The following is a 14,273-nucleotide window of genomic DNA, read 5'->3' on the forward strand; positions in this document are numbered from 1 at the left end:
CTTCGGATGCCACTCCCATGCCTGCGCTTCTCCCTGCTGTCGCGTACTCGGTCAACGTTGAACATGCCGACGCTGACGAACAGGCCACCATTGCCGAACTGGTCAAGGTGTTCACCGGCATGGCCCAGGTCGTGGCCGAGCACGAAGGACGTGCGCACCGCGCGGTGCATGCGAAGGGCCACGCGCTGCTGCGCGGTCGCTTCCGCGTGCTGGATGGGCTGTCGCCCGAGCTTAGTCATGGCCTGTTCGCCGCACCCGGTGAGTACGACGCCCTAGTGCGGTTGTCCTCGCCGCCGGCCGAGCAGCTGCCCGATACCGTCTCCACGCCGCGCGCGATGGCCGTCAAGATCCTGCACGTGCCAGGTGCACGCGTGGAGGGAGGCGATGAGCAACACAGCCAGGACTTCCTGATGGTCAACGGGCCGGCGTTCAACACGCCCGGCATCAGCGGTTTCCTGCGCTCGGCGAAGCTGCTGGCGGCCACCACCGAGCGCATGCCGCGCACCAAACAGCTCCTGTCGGCCACGTTGCGCGGCACCGAGGCAGCTCTGGAAGCTGTCGGAGGACAGAGCGGCACGCTCAAGGCGCTGGGCGGCGAACCGCAGCATCACCCTTTGGGTGAAACCTTCTTTACCCAGGTGCCCTTCCGTTATGGCGCTTACATTGCCAAGTTCTCCTGGGTGCCGGTATCGCCGGCATTGAAGGCGCTGACCGGCGAGCCGCTGGAATCGGCGCCGGACACGCAACGCGAGGCGGTTGCTGCGTTCTTCGCCCAGCCGGGTGCCGTGGCCGAGTGGGAGCTGCGGGTGCAGCTGTGCCGCGACCTGGAGAAGATGCCGATTGAAGACGCGTCGGTGGTGTGGCCTGAAGAGCTCAGCCCGTACCTGCCCGTCGGTCGTCTGTTGGTCGAAGCCCAGGCCTCCTGGAGTGCAGACGCCGAATCGAGCGAAGACCAGCTGGCCTTCGCCCCGTGGCATGCCCTGGCGGCGCATCGGCCGCTGGGCAACCTCAACCGCGCACGTCGCGTGGTAATGGCAGCCTCGCGTGAATTCCGGTCAACGTTCAACCGTTGCCCGATCCACGAACCGACGTAGAGCCACGCCCTGCGTGGCTGGGCGTTTCCCGCAGAACGTGCAGTTCGTCCAGCCCCTGTTGGCGCGTGATCACGTCGCGATATCCCAGCTCCTGGCGCGCCTTGCTGGTCTCCAGGGTCACCTCGACCGCGGAGGCAGCGAACTGCTGGCGGGTCAGCGGCCCGCGCAGGCGACCACCACTGACCGCCGCCAGCGCATCGCCCGCGTTGGCCAGCGCCCACAGCAACGGGCGCGGAGCACTGCGTTCGGGCACTGCCATGCCCTGGGTTTCCAGCAGCGCCGTGATGAAGCTGCGGAACTGGACGGGCTGCTGGTCGGCGATGAAGTACACCTCTCCCGGCCGCGCGTGCGTGAGGGCGGCAAGTACCGCTTCGCACAGGTTGGCGATGTGCGTGGTGGAGGTCAGGTAGTGGCCGCCGGAAATCCAGGCGAACTGGCCTGACCGCACCGCTTCGCACAGTTGCGGAAGCGCAGTGGTGTCGTCGCGTCCCCATACGAAGCGGGGGCGCAGCACGCTGACCGAGAGTCGCTCGCCGTTGGCGGCCAGCGCGATCTGCTCCGCCGCAGCCTTGGAGCGTGAGTACCCACCAATGGCCCTGCGCGGCAGTGGCGCGCGCTCATCCACCGCGACCAGCGCGCGCCCCGTGGCCAGCACCGATTCGGTGCTGAGCAGCAGCAACCGGGTGACGCCGGCCTGCAGCGCCGCCCGCACCACCTGCCGGGTACCGTCGACATTGATCCGGCGCTGCCGTTCGCCGCCCGCCACGTGATCGGTGTCCGCGGCGGCGTGGACGACCACATCGCACCCCTGCATGCCGGCTGCCAGCGCTTCGTCGAGCAGCTCTCCGCGGTATGCGCGTGCGCCACGCTGTTCAACCACGCCTGCCGCCGCATCACTGCGGGCAAGCGCAACCACTTCGCAGCCGCGGCGGGTGAAGGCCTCGATCAGGTTTCGACCGACGTAGCCGCTGCCGCCGGTGAGGAAAATACGCTGGGATACAAACATGGAGACTCCTACGGCAGTGGCTGCGCCGCATGCGGGCGCTGCTCCACCAGCCAGGCGATATCGCTCAGCAGCTGTGCGCGCTGCTGTTCGGGGAAACGGTGGTAGTCGAGCGATTCGAGGAGCTTCAGGCCTTCCAGCGCCAGGTACGCCAGCATCGCGCCACGCGGCTGCTGCGCGCTCGATTCGACCGCGTCAATGACCTCGCGTTGATGCGCCTGGAAGGGCGCACGCAGGCTGGAATCGCTGGCCATGGCCGCCACCAGGCTCAGCGCCACGGGACGGAAGGGTTCGGGCAACGGCTGCGCCGCCGCCAACAGGCGCCCCCGGATCACCGGGCTGTCGTCGCCATCCAGCGCGTCGATGGCAGCCTGGTTGTGGGCGCTGTCGCGCTGCAGCGCGCGCATCACCACCGCTTGCACCAGTGCCGCCTTGTTGCGGTAGTCGTAGAGCACGCTGCCCTTGCTGATGCCGGCCTCCACGGCCACTGCATCAAGCGTCAGCCCGGGCACGCCAAGGCGCGCCACAACGCGCTCGGCGGCATCCAGCAGTTGATTGGGGTCGATGGTGCGGGGTCGAGCCATGCTGGCGTCCATTAATATCCGTCCGGTCGGATATTAATTCAGGTCCCGCACGCGATCAAGCGGCGCCGTGCTCCTCTGTCCCTGCCTGAACGCTGTGCCGCGGGCTGTGCCCGAAGCAGCGCAGGTATTCCCGACTGAACTGCGACAGGCTTTCATAGCCCACGCTGAGCGCTGCACCGGTGACATTCACCTCGTCGTTTTCCAGCAGGCGCTTTGCCTCCAGCAGCCTCAGCTGCTTCTGGAACTGCAACGGCGACAACGCAGTTACCGCACGGAACTGGCGGTAGAACAACGACACCGACAGGCTGCTTGCCGCCGCCAGCGCCTCGACCTGCAGCGGCTCGCGGAAATGGCGGCGCAGGTAAACAACAGCATCGGCAACGCGATGCAGTGCCCCTTCCGGGCGTGCCATGGCGGCCACATCCGCCGCGGTCGCGCCGGTAAGCAACCAATAGTTCAGTTCGCGCAGGAGGGTGGGCAACAGCACGTCCGCCTGCGCCAACGACGCCGCTTCAACAATCCGCGCCACGCAGTCCAGCACCGGTGGCGGCAAGACGTGCACGCACAGGCCTGGAAGCGCCCCTTTGGCAGACGGCATCGGATCGAGCCGGGCCAGGGTCTCCTGCAGCAACACCGCATCAAGTTCGATGGAAACGCCCATGAACGGTGCCGCCTTGCTGGCAACGAGCACCCTGCCACTTGCCGGCAGGGCAATCCGGGTCACCAGTGCCTCACCTGCGCGGTAATCGAGGCGTTGTTCCCCCACCAGCACCTGCTTGGCACCCTGCACCACCACGCCAAGCGCGGGCCGGTACAGCGCATGGCTGGGCATGCGCGCGTGGGGGGTGCTGGATACGATCACGCCTGGCAGCGGCGTGAGCACCTGGCCGCCTGTAGCCGGCGTTCCACGCAGCAGGGCTGCTACCGCCTTGTGCAATCGCGCGATCATGCGCGGCCGTTCCGCGCATCTGCACGATCAGGCAAGAACGCTGCAGGAACCTGCAAGACCTGCGCATCGCCGGGGTCGATCATGCCGCTTCCTTCCTCGCAACAAGTTGTCTCATGCACAGGCATTCTCCCGATAGCGGCGCCCGCGTTGCGCTGGTCACCGGTGGCAACAAGGGAATCGGCCGCAGCATCGCGCAGCACCTGGCAGAACAGGGCTGGGATGTGATCTTAACGTACCGCACCGATCCCGATGCAGCACATCCTGCCCTCGCGGAGATCACCCGCATGGGCCAACGGACGCTGGCGCTTGAGTTGGATCTCACCGACAGCGCCAGCTTCCCTGCGTTCCAGGAAGCGGTGACTGCCTGGCTGCAGGAACGTGGAGGCAGGCAGCTGGATGCGCTGGTCAACAATGCAGGCGCACATGCGCCGGCCCTGTTCGGCAGCATCCGCGCTGATGACATCGACCACCTGCATGCGCTCCATTTCAAAGGTCCGCTGCTGCTGAGCCAGACCCTGGCCCCGCACCTGGAAGATGGGGCCCGCATCGTCAATATCTCCACCAGCCTTACCCGGCATACGGCGCCAGGCAGCCTGGTGTATGCCTCCATGAAGGGCGCGATGGAGGTGATGACGCGCTACCTGGCACTGGAACTGGGTCCGCGCGGCATCGCCGTCAATACGGTAGCGCCCGGGGCAACCGAGACCGACTTCTTCGGCGGCGCGGTGCGCGACAACCCGGACGTCAAGCGCTATGTGAGCGACCACACCGCGCTGGGACGGCCCGGTCGCGCCGACGACATCGGCGCGATGGTCGCGGCGCTGGTGGGAACCGGCAATCATTGGGTCACCGCGCAGCGCATCGAGGTGGGCGGCGGGATGCTGTTGTAAGGCGCAGCCACGCACACAACCATGTCCACTTCCGGCGGAGGCTGGCAGTGCCACCATCGTCGATGCGGGCGGCATCACCAAGAAGGGCCGGAAGTCAGGGTGCACCCCGTCCGGGGCGTTCAGTCGCCCTTGGCGCGGCGCTGCTGGGCGTCGAAGCGCTGCATCGATTCGCGGATCAGCGCCTTCGCTTCGGCCGCGTTGCCCCAGCCGTTGAGCTGCACCGGGTTGCGGCCTTCGGGCAGGTCCTTGTAGACCCGGAAGAACGCTTCGATGCGCTGGCGTTCGATCAGCGGCAGGTCCTGCAGGTCGCGGATGTTGGCGTAGGTCGGGTCGATCTTGTCCGTGGGCACGCCGATCACCTTCTCGTCGTGCTCGCCCTTGTCGACCATCTTCAGGTAGCCGATCGGGCGGAAGCGCACGATCACGCCCGGATGCAGCGGCTCGCGGGTCAACACCAGTGCATCCAGCGGGTCGTTGTCGCCGGCCAACGTGCGCGGCATCGAGCCATAGTTGGCCGGGTACGCGACCGGCATCGACTGGAAGCGGTCGACGTGGACCAGGCCGTCTTCCTTGATTTCGTACTTGGTGAAGCTGCCGGCCGGGATTTCTACGGCCAGGTTGGCTTCCTCCGGCGCTTCCTTCGGCTGGGCGGCCAGGAAGGGGTGCAGCACCGCGTTACTGGCCAGGCTGGCGCCGGTGAGCAGCAGCAGTGCCGCGGCAAGGGCGATCAGGGGAAGCTTGGGTTGCGGGTTCATGGCAGTCCTTATTCCCAGCAGCGGTCGGCGCGACCCTTCAGGGTCTGGGTACGCGCGCAGTCGCGCGGGGCGATGCGGCCCTCGGTGAGTTCGGTCTTGCGCTTGCTGCCATCAGCGTCCCGGTTGAGTTCGAAGCCGTCGTACAGGCGGCCGGTGACCGTGCGTGCTTCATAGCGCAGGTGCCGTGGATCGATCGTGAGCACCTGGTACAGCTGGGTGTCCTCACCGACCGGCGCCATCGTCGCGCGCGCTTCGTCGGACAGCCGGTACTGCTTCGGGCCGGCTACCGTGACCACGTACTGCGGGGTGGCCGCCTGCCCTTCGCCACGACGCCCGTAGGTGTGGTCGTGGCCCTGCAGCACCAGGTCCACGTTGTGGCGGCGCACCACCGGCAGCAGCACGTCACGCAGCTCGGCGTTCTCGCGGCCCTCGCGCGGCGAATAGAACGGCTGGTGCAGCAGCACGATGCTCCACGGCTGCGGGTTGTCCGCCAGCACCTTGTCCAGCCACGCCGCCTGCGCCTGGGCCGTGCCCAGGTCCAGCGCCGAGGTGCCGTCCAGCACGGCGATGCGAACGCCCTGGTAGTCGAACCAGTAGGTGCTGGTGGATGCGGCATCCACGCCGTTGCGCGGCAGGGCGAAGGTCACCGGCCAGTGCCGGCCCAGCACGCGGCGCTCCTGCGGGGTGTCCTCGAATTCCTCGAAGTACTCATGGTTGCCGATCGCCGGTGCCACTGCGGTTTCCTGCGGCAGCCAGCCGGCGGCAGCGAACCACTCGCCCCACTCGCTGTCGTCCACACCATCACCGCCACTCACCAGGTCACCGGCAAACAGGGTCAGGCGCGCGTCCGGTGCGGCCTTGATGCCGGCACGCAGCACGCGCGAGACGTGGCTGACGTTCTTGTTCTGGGTGTCGCCGAAGTACAGCAGGGTCAATGGCTGGTCGGCCCGCCCGGCGGTGCGCAGCTGGTTCCAGGCGCTCCAGGTCCCGTTACCCTGCACCCGCCACAGGTACAGCGTATCCGGCGCCAGGCCCGCGACGTCGGCACGGTGATGGTGCGAGGGGCCCAGTTCGGTGTCCAGCGTCGCGGTCACGGCGGTGACGCGTTTGGGCGTGCCGACATCGGGCGAGTCGCCTGCAACCACCCATTCCAGCAGCGGCGTGCTGACGCTGGTATCGGTACGCCACGCCACGGCAAAGCCGCGCGATGCGTCCTGCGCCGGCGATGCCACGATGCGGTCCGGGAAGCCGGACGCCGCGTAATGCCGGTTGCCGGCCGGCACCTGGGTGTTCGGTTCGGCCTTGCCCTCCGGCTTGGCCCAGCTGGACGCGCTGCCCAGCAGCAGCACTACCGCGAGCGCGCGGGCGCATGCATGGATACCGCTCACTTTGCACACTCCAGCGGCAGCGACAGCTGTCTGGCCACGCTGGCCCAGTCGAAGGCGACCACGCCCTGGTCGTCATGGACAGCGTACAGTGCGCCATGCGGGAAGCGCGGCGAGGCGGCCGTGCTCAGCCAGATGCCATCGGTATTGGCCACGGTATTGCCCTGGAACGCGCCGACATGCTTCAGCGTGTGGCGGTCGAACAGATGGAACACGCTGCGATCCTTGCCCTGTTCGGTGGTGATCCACCAGCCGTCCTTGCCGCAGGTGCGCAGCATCACGCCTTCGGCCTGGGCCTTGAACGCATCGCGGCCAAAGGTGGTCCCGCTGAACCTGCCTTCCAGCGTGTACACCTTGAACTCACTGGCGTAGGTCTCGTCTTCTTCGGCGATCAGCAGGCGGTCATTGGCCGGGTCGCCCCAGATCGATTCGACCACGCGCAGCGCGCCGGCCTCGGAGGTGTCGCCGATGCTGGAGGTCAACGTCGCCTGCACCTTGCCGTCCTGCACCTGCACCGCATAGCGGCGCACGCGCTTGTCCAGCTCGGCCAGCGGCGGCAGCACGTCGTTGCCCTGCGCGTCTTCACCGGCGTCGTAGGAATCGGTCACGTACACGTCGTAATCGTTGGCCTGCTTGTTGACCCACAGCCCGTACGGCTTGCGCAGGTCGTCGGCGGCGAACGTGCCCAGCGGCGTGAACGACGGCAGCTGCAACACCTGCACGCGGTGGTTGTCGCGCTCCACGATCAGCACCAGGTCATCGACCACGGCGATGCCGTTGGGGCGGACGAACTGGCCCGGCGCGGTGCCGGTGCTGCCCACATCGCGCAGGTGCGCGCCGGTCTGGCCGTCATAGACCACCAGCTTGTCGGTGGCCTTGGCGGTGGCGATCAGCCACACCTGCCCTTCCGGGCTGGTCCAGCTGGCCGGCGAGTCGATGTTGTCGGCCGGCGTCATCGGCGTGAGGAAGGCCTCGGCCACGGTGGCCACGTTACGGCCGGTGGTGGCTGCGGCGGCGTCCGCGGCGGGCGCGGTCGGCGCGGGGGCAGCAGCCGGCTTGCAGCCGGCCAGCAGCGCCAGCGCAAGCAGGCCCAGTGCGGGGCGTGCGCGCATCACAGGGCCACCTTCAGGCCCAGCGCGTAGGTGCGGCCGTACTCTTCGTTCTGCAGCGTGCGCGAACGCACGCCCTGGTACAGCTCCAGCGGCTTGTCGAGCAGGTTCTGCGCTTCGAAGTACACGCTCACGTTGGACGTGATCTTGTAGTCCAGGCTGAGATCGAGCTGGGTATTGGGCGCCACGAAGATGTCGTAGGCGCGGCTGTCGCCCAGCGTATCCAGGTACTCGCTGCGGTACACGGCGGCGATGCGGGTGCTGAAGCCGGCCTTCTCGTAACCCAGGTGTGCGCTGTACACGTGCCTGGAGGCACGCGGCAGGGTGAAGTCCTCGTCGGCACGGCCGTCCAGGCCCGGGCCGAAATCGGCCTCCAGCCAGGTGCCGCTCGCACCGACCAGCAGGCCATCCCAACCGGCCGGCAGGAAGCTGAGCTGCTGCTGCCAGTTGAACTCGGCGCCGTAGACCTTGGCCTTGTCGCCGTTGATCACGCGGGTGACGTCGAAGCCCGGGTATTCGGGATCGCTGTCGCTGACGGTGTTGACGATGTAGCCGTCGATCGACTTGTGGAACAGGCCCAGCGAGAGGATGCCGGTGCTGCCGATGTAGCGCTCGAACGACAGGTCCACGTTCTTGGATTCGTACGGATCCAGTTCCGGGTTGCCCAACCGCACTTCCTCGTCGCCGCGGTTGTAGCCGATGCGCGGCGCGATATCGCCGAACGACGGGCGCGACACGGTCTTGTTGGCAGCCGCGCGCAGCACCCAGTCGCTGCCCGCGTCATAGCGCAGGTGCAGGCCCGGCAGCACGTTGGTGTAGCTGCGGTCGGCGGTCAGCGGGGTCACGGTGTAGCTGCGGCCATTGGCGGCCACGTCGACCTGGTTGCCGGTGGCCTGGAACTGGGTGTTTTCCACGCGCACGCCGCCGATGATGCGCAGGTTGCCCACATCCCAGGTGCCCATGGCATAGGTGGCGAAGATGTCTTCGCTGGCGGTGTAATCCTCTTCCAGCGAGGTCATCGCATTGGCGCCGACATCCTGCGGGCGGGCACTGTACTGGCTGCCGAACTGGGCCCAGTAGCGGCGCATCGCATCCGAGCTCATGCCCTGGCCGAGGCTGCCGCCACGGTGGTCGGGCGTGGAGGTGGTCCAGTCGGACAACGCCACGTCCGGACCCACGCGCAGTTCGCGCTCGTCGGTGTCCACGTCACGGTCGCGCCAGCGGCCCAGCAGGCCGAACTTGTAGCTGCTGTTGTCGCCGTCGAAGCGGATGTTGACCTGGGCGCTGTGCTCCTTGTCGTCCACCCGCTTGGGCGAGAGCACGAAGCGGTCGAAATCGTAGTTGCCGTTGTCCATCCAGCTGGCATCGCTGAGCGTGTAGCGCGGAATGCCGCTGTTCTGGTCCACGGTGGCGGCCAGGTCATCGCCGTTGTACTCGAATCGCGCTTCCATCTCGTCGTTGACGCGTTCTTCGGTGCGGGTGTAACCGACCTTGTAATCCAGCACAGCGTTGGTCAGGCGGTTCTCGCCGCCCAGGCTGGCAGCGAAGGTGTTTTCCTTCTTGGTGCGGTAGCGCATGCGCTTCTGGATCGCATCGGCCGGCAGGTCGTCGACACGGAACTGGTTGTTGCCCAGCGCGGTAACCTCGCCATCGCCGAAGTTGAAGATGGTGCGCTGGCGGGTTTCGGCGTCATCGAACTGGCTGTACAGCGTGCGCAGGTAGTACTGGCTGTCTTCGCTGGGGCGCCAGTCGAAGTTGAGGTTGGCGCCGATGCGCTTGCGCTCGATCTCGTACTTGCGGTGCTGCAGGCTGTTGGCGAACAGCTCGTCTTCGCTGCCGCCGTCGAATTCGCCGTACTCGACTTCGCTGTTGTCGGACTCGAACTTGCGGTTCTGGTAGTTCACGCCCAGCGCCACGCCGAAGGTATCGGCGAACACTTCGCTGTAGTTGAACGCGGCCTTGGGGCTGGTGTGGCCGGACAGGTCCTGGTGACTGGCTTCGATCTTGCCACGCAGGCTGCGCCCGTCGCGGTCGAAGGCCGAGGCGGACTCGACCAGGATCGCGCCGCCGATGGCGTCGCCGGGCATGTCCGGGGTCGGCGACTTGACCACGCGCAGGCGTTCGGTCGAGTCGGAGGGAATCACGTCCAGGGGCGCGGCGCGGCTGGAATCTTCCGGGGTACCCACGGCGATGCCGTCGATGCTGACGCTGTTGAGGTTGGCATCCAGGCCGCGCACCACCACGAAGCGGCCCTCGCCCTGGTCACGGGTGACGCTGACGCCGGGCAGGCGCTGCAGCGATTCGGCCACGTTCTTGTCCGGGTAGACGCCCATGGCATCGGACGATACCGCGTCCTGGATGGCGTCGCTGCTGCGCTTGAGGTCAACCGCACGGGTCTGCGATTCCAGCTGCGGGCGCACTTCCACCCGGTCCAGTTCGGTGGCTGCCGCAGCGCCAGCGAGCTCCCCGCTCGCGGCGGCCACGGCAGGCGCGGTGGACAGGACGAGCAACGACAGGCTGATGGCCAGCCCCAACGGCGATTTGTTCTGCACGGCTTCCCCAACGGTGTAAAGATTGGGTCAGCACGGTATGTCCGGGAGATTGCATGAACGTGACACCGGTGGCGATGGGCACCTTCAGGGGCGGGCTATGGCCGGCCATGGCACCGGTGCGGCAAAATGGCGTTCTCCCCGTTTTGTTGGCATTCCCATGAAAATCGTCGAAGTTCGCCACCCGCTGGTGCAGCACAAGATCGGCCTGATGCGCGATGCGTCCCTGAGCACCAAGGACTTCCGCGAGCTGGCCAACGAGCTGGGCGGCCTGCTCGCCTACGAGGCCACCGCCGACCTGGACACCGAAGCGCACACCCTTTCCGGCTGGGCCGGCCCGGTGACCGTGCAGCGCATTGCCGGCGCGAAGATCACCGTGGTGCCGATCCTGCGCGCCGGGCTGGGCATGCTCAGTGGCGTGCTGTCGCTGATCCCGGCGGCGCGGGTCAGCGTGGTCGGCCTGCAGCGCGATGAGGAAACCCTGCAGCCGGTGCCCTACTTCGAGCGCCTCACCGGCCGCCTGGAAGAGCGCGACGCGCTGATCCTGGACCCGATGCTGGCCACCGGCGGCACCCTGATCGCCACCATCGACATGCTCAAGCGCGCCGGGGCACGGCGGATCAAGGGTATTTTCCTGGTGGCGGCGCCGGAAGGCATTGCGGCCGTGCAGGCGGCGCACCCCGATGTGGAAATCTTCACTGCCGCGATCGATGCGCGGCTCAACGAAAAGGGCTACATCCTGCCGGGCCTGGGTGACGCCGGCGACCGCATCTTCGGGACCCGCGTGGTCGGTTGATCCGCGCGCTGTCAGGCCAGCGCGCGGGCCTTCAATTCACCCTGTTCGTGGGCGGTACCGAACCGCCCTTTCTCGTCCCGGGTGACCTGGGCCAGCGCGCACTCGGGATCGTGGGTAAAGAACAGGTGCACGTTGCGCGCCAGCTTGTCTTCGAGGAAGCTGCGCTTCTCGTCGATCAGCAGTTCGGCGTTGCGGTCGTAGCCCATGGTGATCGGAACGTGCACCCATGAGCGCCCCGGAATCAGGTCGGCACAGAACACCACGCCGCCGCGCGGCTCGCCCTGCACCTGTTCGGGGCCGACGATCTCGGCCAGCATCAGGCCCGGGGTGTGCCCATCGCTGAAGCTGAAACGCACGCTGTTGCCCAGCGTGCGCGAATACGGACCCTGCACGATCTCCAGCCGCCCACTGTCCTGCAGCAGCTGCGGCAGTTCGGGAATGAAGCTGGCGCGGTCACGCGGATGCGGATGCAGCGCGCGTTCCCAGTGTTCGGCACCGACCAGGAAGGTCGCGTTGGGGAACAGCAGTTCCGGCGCGCGGCCTTCACTCCACGGCGCCAGCAGGCCGCCGGCGTGGTCGAAATGCAGGTGGCTGAGCACCACCACGTCGATATCCTCGTGTTCGAAGCCGGCTTCGCGCAACGATTCGATCAGCACGTGGCTGGGTTCCTGCACGCCGTAACGGTCACGCAGCTTCGGTTCGAAGAACGCGCCGATACCGGTTTCGAACAGCACCGTCTTTCCGGCCAGCGGGCTGGCCAGCAGCGCGCGGCAGGCCAGTTCGATCCGGTTGAGATCGTCGGGTGCCGCCCATTTTTCCCAGACCGCACGCGGCGCATTGCCGAACATCGCGCCGCCATCGAGCTTTTGTGAGTTACCGCGGATGGACCATAGTTTCATCGGTAAATTATCCGGCGGGCCGCGTTAATAATTCGCTATCCGCCGGCATGAAAAAACCCCGCCGCAGCGGGGTTTTCGTCTTACTTTGCCGCCGCCGGTGCGACGGCGCCGGAGCCGACCGGGTTGCGCGGATCGCTGCCCACGCTGAGCTGGTTGCTGCGGCGGTTCCATTCCACCGTCTGCAGGTTGCCCCACACGTGGCTGGAACCGCGCCCACCTTCGGCGCTGTCGCCGGGCAGGTCGATCTTGTGGCCCATCGCCTGCAGCTGCTTGATGGTGGCCGCATCGAACGCACCGGTTTCCGCCTCGATCACGTCCGGCAGCCACTGGTGGTGGAAGCGCGGCAGCGCGGCAACCTGCTGCGCGTCCAGGCCATCGTCATAGCCCAGCACGCCCAGCAGCACCATGGTGATGATGCGGCTGCCGCCCGGGGTGCCCAGCACCACGACCTTGTCGGCCGATTCCATGAAGGTCGGGGTCATCGAGCTGAGCATGCGCTTGCCCGGCTTCGGCGCGTTGGCCGCATAGCCCATCACGCCGAACGCGTTGGGCGTGCCCGGCTTGAGCGCGAAATCGTCCATCTCGTTGTTGAGCAGCACGCCGGTGCCCGACGGAATCAGGCCCGAGCCGTACAGCAGGTTCACCGTCTGGGTGGCGCCGACGCGGTTGCCCTGCTGGTCGATGATCGAGAAGTGGGTGGTCTCGTCGTCTTCCAGCGGCGTCGGGTTGCCCGACAGCAGGTCGCTCGGGGTGGCCTTTTCCGGGTGGATGGTGGCGCGCAGGCCCTGGGCGTAATCGCGGCTGGTCAGCACCTTCTGCGGAATCTGCACGAAGTCCGGATCGCCCAGGAAGAAGGTGCGGTCACGGAACGCGCGGCGCATCGATTCCACCACCAGGTGGGTGCGGTGGGCCGGGTCCATCGCCTTCAGGTCCCAGCCTTCCAGGATCTGCAGCATCGATGCCAGCGCGATGCCACCGGAGGACGGCGGCGAGGCGGTGGTGATCTTCCAGTCGCGGTAATTGAACACGATCGGTTCGCGCTGCTTGACCCGGTAACCGGCCAGCTCGTCGGCCGTCCACTTGCCACCGGCCTGCTTCACCCCGGCCAGCAGCAGCTTGCCGGTCTGGCCCTTGTAGAAGCCGTCGAAGCCGCCTGCGGCCAGGCGCTCCAGCGTCTGCGCCAGTTCCGGCTGCTTGAACACATCGCCTTCGGCGATCGGCTTGCCGTTGCGCAGGTACACCTCGCGCGTTCCGGGGTAACGCTCCATCACTTCACGGCGCGAAGCATAGCCCTTGGCCATGCGCGCATAGACCGGGAAACCCTCGCGTGCGATGCGGATCGCCGGGGCCAGCGATGCCTGCAGCGGCAGCTTGCCGTGCTTGGCCGACAGCTCCACCAGCGCCGCGGGCAGGCCGGGAATGCCGGCCGACCACGGACCGTTCACCGAGCGATCGCGGTCCAGCTCGCCTTTCCTGTCCAGGAATGCTTCGGGCGTCGCGGCGGCCGGCGCGGTTTCGCGCGCGTCCAGCATCACGTCCTTGCCGGTGCTGGCATCGTGCAGCAGGAAGAACCCGCCGCCGCCCAGGCCGGAGCTGATCGGCTCGACCACCGCCAGGGTGGAGGACACCGCCACCGCGGCGTCGAACGCGTTGCCGCCCTTGGCCAGGATTTCCATGCCCGCTTCGGTCGCCAAGTGATGGCCACTGGCGATGGCGACGCCTTCAGGATGTGCGGCCAGTGTGGCCTGCGGCGCAGGCTCGGCGGCCCACAGGGCCGGCGTCCACAACAGGAGCAGCAGCAACCAGCGACGGGAGGGGGTGTTCATTCGGGCGCAGACTCCACATAGAGTTCGGGATGATCGCGCTGGAGCCCATGCAGCTTGGCCAGCAGCGCTTCCTGGGTTTCGGGAATGTCCGGATCGGGATCGATGCATTCCACCGGGCAGACGACCACGCACTGCGGTTCGTCGAAATGCCCCACGCATTCGGTGCAGCGTGCAGGGTCGATCACGTAGATGGTTTCACCCATCGAGATGGCCTGGTTGGGACAGGCGGGCTCGCATACGTCGCAGTTGACGCAGAGCTCATTGATTTTCAGCGACATGGCGTTACTCCACGCCAGTGCCGGCAGAGGAAAACCGGCCTGCGCAGCTGCGCGGGCCGGTCAACGGCGGCGTCCACGAAGGACGCCGCCCGGGCCGCGCGCCGGGCGCGGCCGCCCGGGGCCCGCGTTCGTGGGGTCGCCGAACATGTTCTAGGG

The 14,273-nt window shown here is 67.3% G+C and carries 13 protein-coding genes; 3 read left to right on the forward strand and 10 right to left on the reverse strand.

Annotation, left to right across the window (positions count from 1 at the left end; genetic code table 11):
* The first annotated feature begins 17 nt into the window (after window positions 1-17).
* Entirely contained in the window at window positions 18-1,094 is a 1,077-nt protein-coding gene (locus QMX79_RS05395; protein ID WP_282245143.1) for a catalase family protein, read from the forward strand.
* On the opposite strand, the gene QMX79_RS05400 is transcribed toward QMX79_RS05395, so the two are convergent.
* The 3 genes from QMX79_RS05400 to QMX79_RS05410 are packed head-to-tail and all read right to left on the reverse strand — an operon-like array spanning window position 1,063 to window position 3,630.
* Entirely contained in the window at window positions 1,063-2,100 is a 1,038-nt protein-coding gene (locus QMX79_RS05400; protein WP_282245145.1) for an NAD-dependent epimerase/dehydratase family protein, read from the reverse strand. The two genes, QMX79_RS05395 and QMX79_RS05400, sit on opposite strands and share 32 nt — an antisense overlap.
* Before the next feature lie 8 nt (window positions 2,101-2,108).
* A complete protein-coding gene (locus QMX79_RS05405) occupies window positions 2,109-2,681 on the reverse strand; it encodes a TetR/AcrR family transcriptional regulator (protein ID WP_282245147.1) in 573 nt (190 codons plus the stop codon).
* A 55-nt stretch (window positions 2,682-2,736) separates the two neighbouring features.
* Complete coding sequence (locus tag QMX79_RS05410) at window positions 2,737-3,630, reverse strand: AraC family transcriptional regulator (protein ID WP_282245149.1); 894 nt, start codon at window positions 3,628-3,630, stop codon at window positions 2,737-2,739.
* Between the two features lie 113 nt (window positions 3,631-3,743).
* Here QMX79_RS05410 and QMX79_RS05415 point away from each other — a divergent pair, with 113 nt between their 5' ends.
* The gene (locus QMX79_RS05415; RefSeq protein ID WP_282245150.1) at window positions 3,744-4,520 is read left to right on the forward strand and encodes an SDR family oxidoreductase; all 777 of its coding nucleotides are present in this window, start codon (window positions 3,744-3,746) and stop codon (window positions 4,518-4,520) included.
* Between the two features lie 119 nt (window positions 4,521-4,639).
* On the opposite strand, the gene QMX79_RS05420 is transcribed toward QMX79_RS05415, so the two are convergent.
* From QMX79_RS05420 to QMX79_RS05435, 4 genes are read right to left on the reverse strand one after another with little or no spacing between them, the layout of a single operon-like run.
* Window positions 4,640-5,275 (reverse strand): inorganic diphosphatase, encoded by a 636-nt coding sequence (locus QMX79_RS05420; protein WP_282245151.1) that lies wholly within the window; start codon window positions 5,273-5,275, stop codon window positions 4,640-4,642.
* A gap of 8 nt (window positions 5,276-5,283) precedes the next feature.
* Entirely contained in the window at window positions 5,284-6,624 is a 1,341-nt protein-coding gene (locus QMX79_RS05425) for a metallophosphoesterase family protein (RefSeq protein ID WP_282245160.1), read from the reverse strand.
* Between the two features lie 35 nt (window positions 6,625-6,659).
* Entirely contained in the window at window positions 6,660-7,772 is a 1,113-nt protein-coding gene (locus QMX79_RS05430; protein WP_282245152.1) for a phytase, read from the reverse strand.
* A complete protein-coding gene (locus tag QMX79_RS05435; protein WP_282245154.1) occupies window positions 7,772-10,321 on the reverse strand; it encodes a TonB-dependent receptor in 2,550 nt (849 codons plus the stop codon). The genes QMX79_RS05430 and QMX79_RS05435 overlap by 1 nt, the downstream gene beginning before the upstream one ends.
* A 157-nt stretch (window positions 10,322-10,478) precedes the next feature.
* Here QMX79_RS05435 and upp point away from each other — a divergent pair, with 157 nt between their 5' ends.
* Window positions 10,479-11,114: a uracil phosphoribosyltransferase gene (upp, locus tag QMX79_RS05440; protein WP_282245156.1), complete on the forward strand. Its 636-nt coding sequence runs from the start codon at window positions 10,479-10,481 to the stop codon at window positions 11,112-11,114.
* An 11-nt stretch (window positions 11,115-11,125) separates the two neighbouring features.
* Here the strand turns inward: upp and QMX79_RS05445 are convergent, their stop codons facing one another.
* The 3 genes from QMX79_RS05445 to QMX79_RS05455 form a co-directional block, all read right to left on the reverse strand.
* Window positions 11,126-12,013, reverse strand: a complete 888-nt coding sequence (locus tag QMX79_RS05445; protein ID WP_282245158.1) for an MBL fold metallo-hydrolase — start codon at window positions 12,011-12,013, stop codon at window positions 11,126-11,128.
* 80 nt (window positions 12,014-12,093) lie between these two features.
* Window positions 12,094-13,839: a gamma-glutamyltransferase gene (ggt, locus tag QMX79_RS05450; RefSeq protein WP_282245159.1), complete on the reverse strand. Its 1,746-nt coding sequence runs from the start codon at window positions 13,837-13,839 to the stop codon at window positions 12,094-12,096.
* A complete protein-coding gene (locus QMX79_RS05455) occupies window positions 13,836-14,117 on the reverse strand; it encodes a YfhL family 4Fe-4S dicluster ferredoxin (RefSeq protein WP_068851051.1) in 282 nt (93 codons plus the stop codon). The genes ggt and QMX79_RS05455 overlap by 4 nt, the downstream gene beginning before the upstream one ends.
* Window positions 14,118-14,273 lie beyond the last annotated feature (156 nt).

This window comes from Stenotrophomonas sp. PS02300 (genome assembly GCF_029959395.1).
GTDB lineage: Bacteria > Pseudomonadota > Gammaproteobacteria > Xanthomonadales > Xanthomonadaceae > Stenotrophomonas > Stenotrophomonas maltophilia_AD.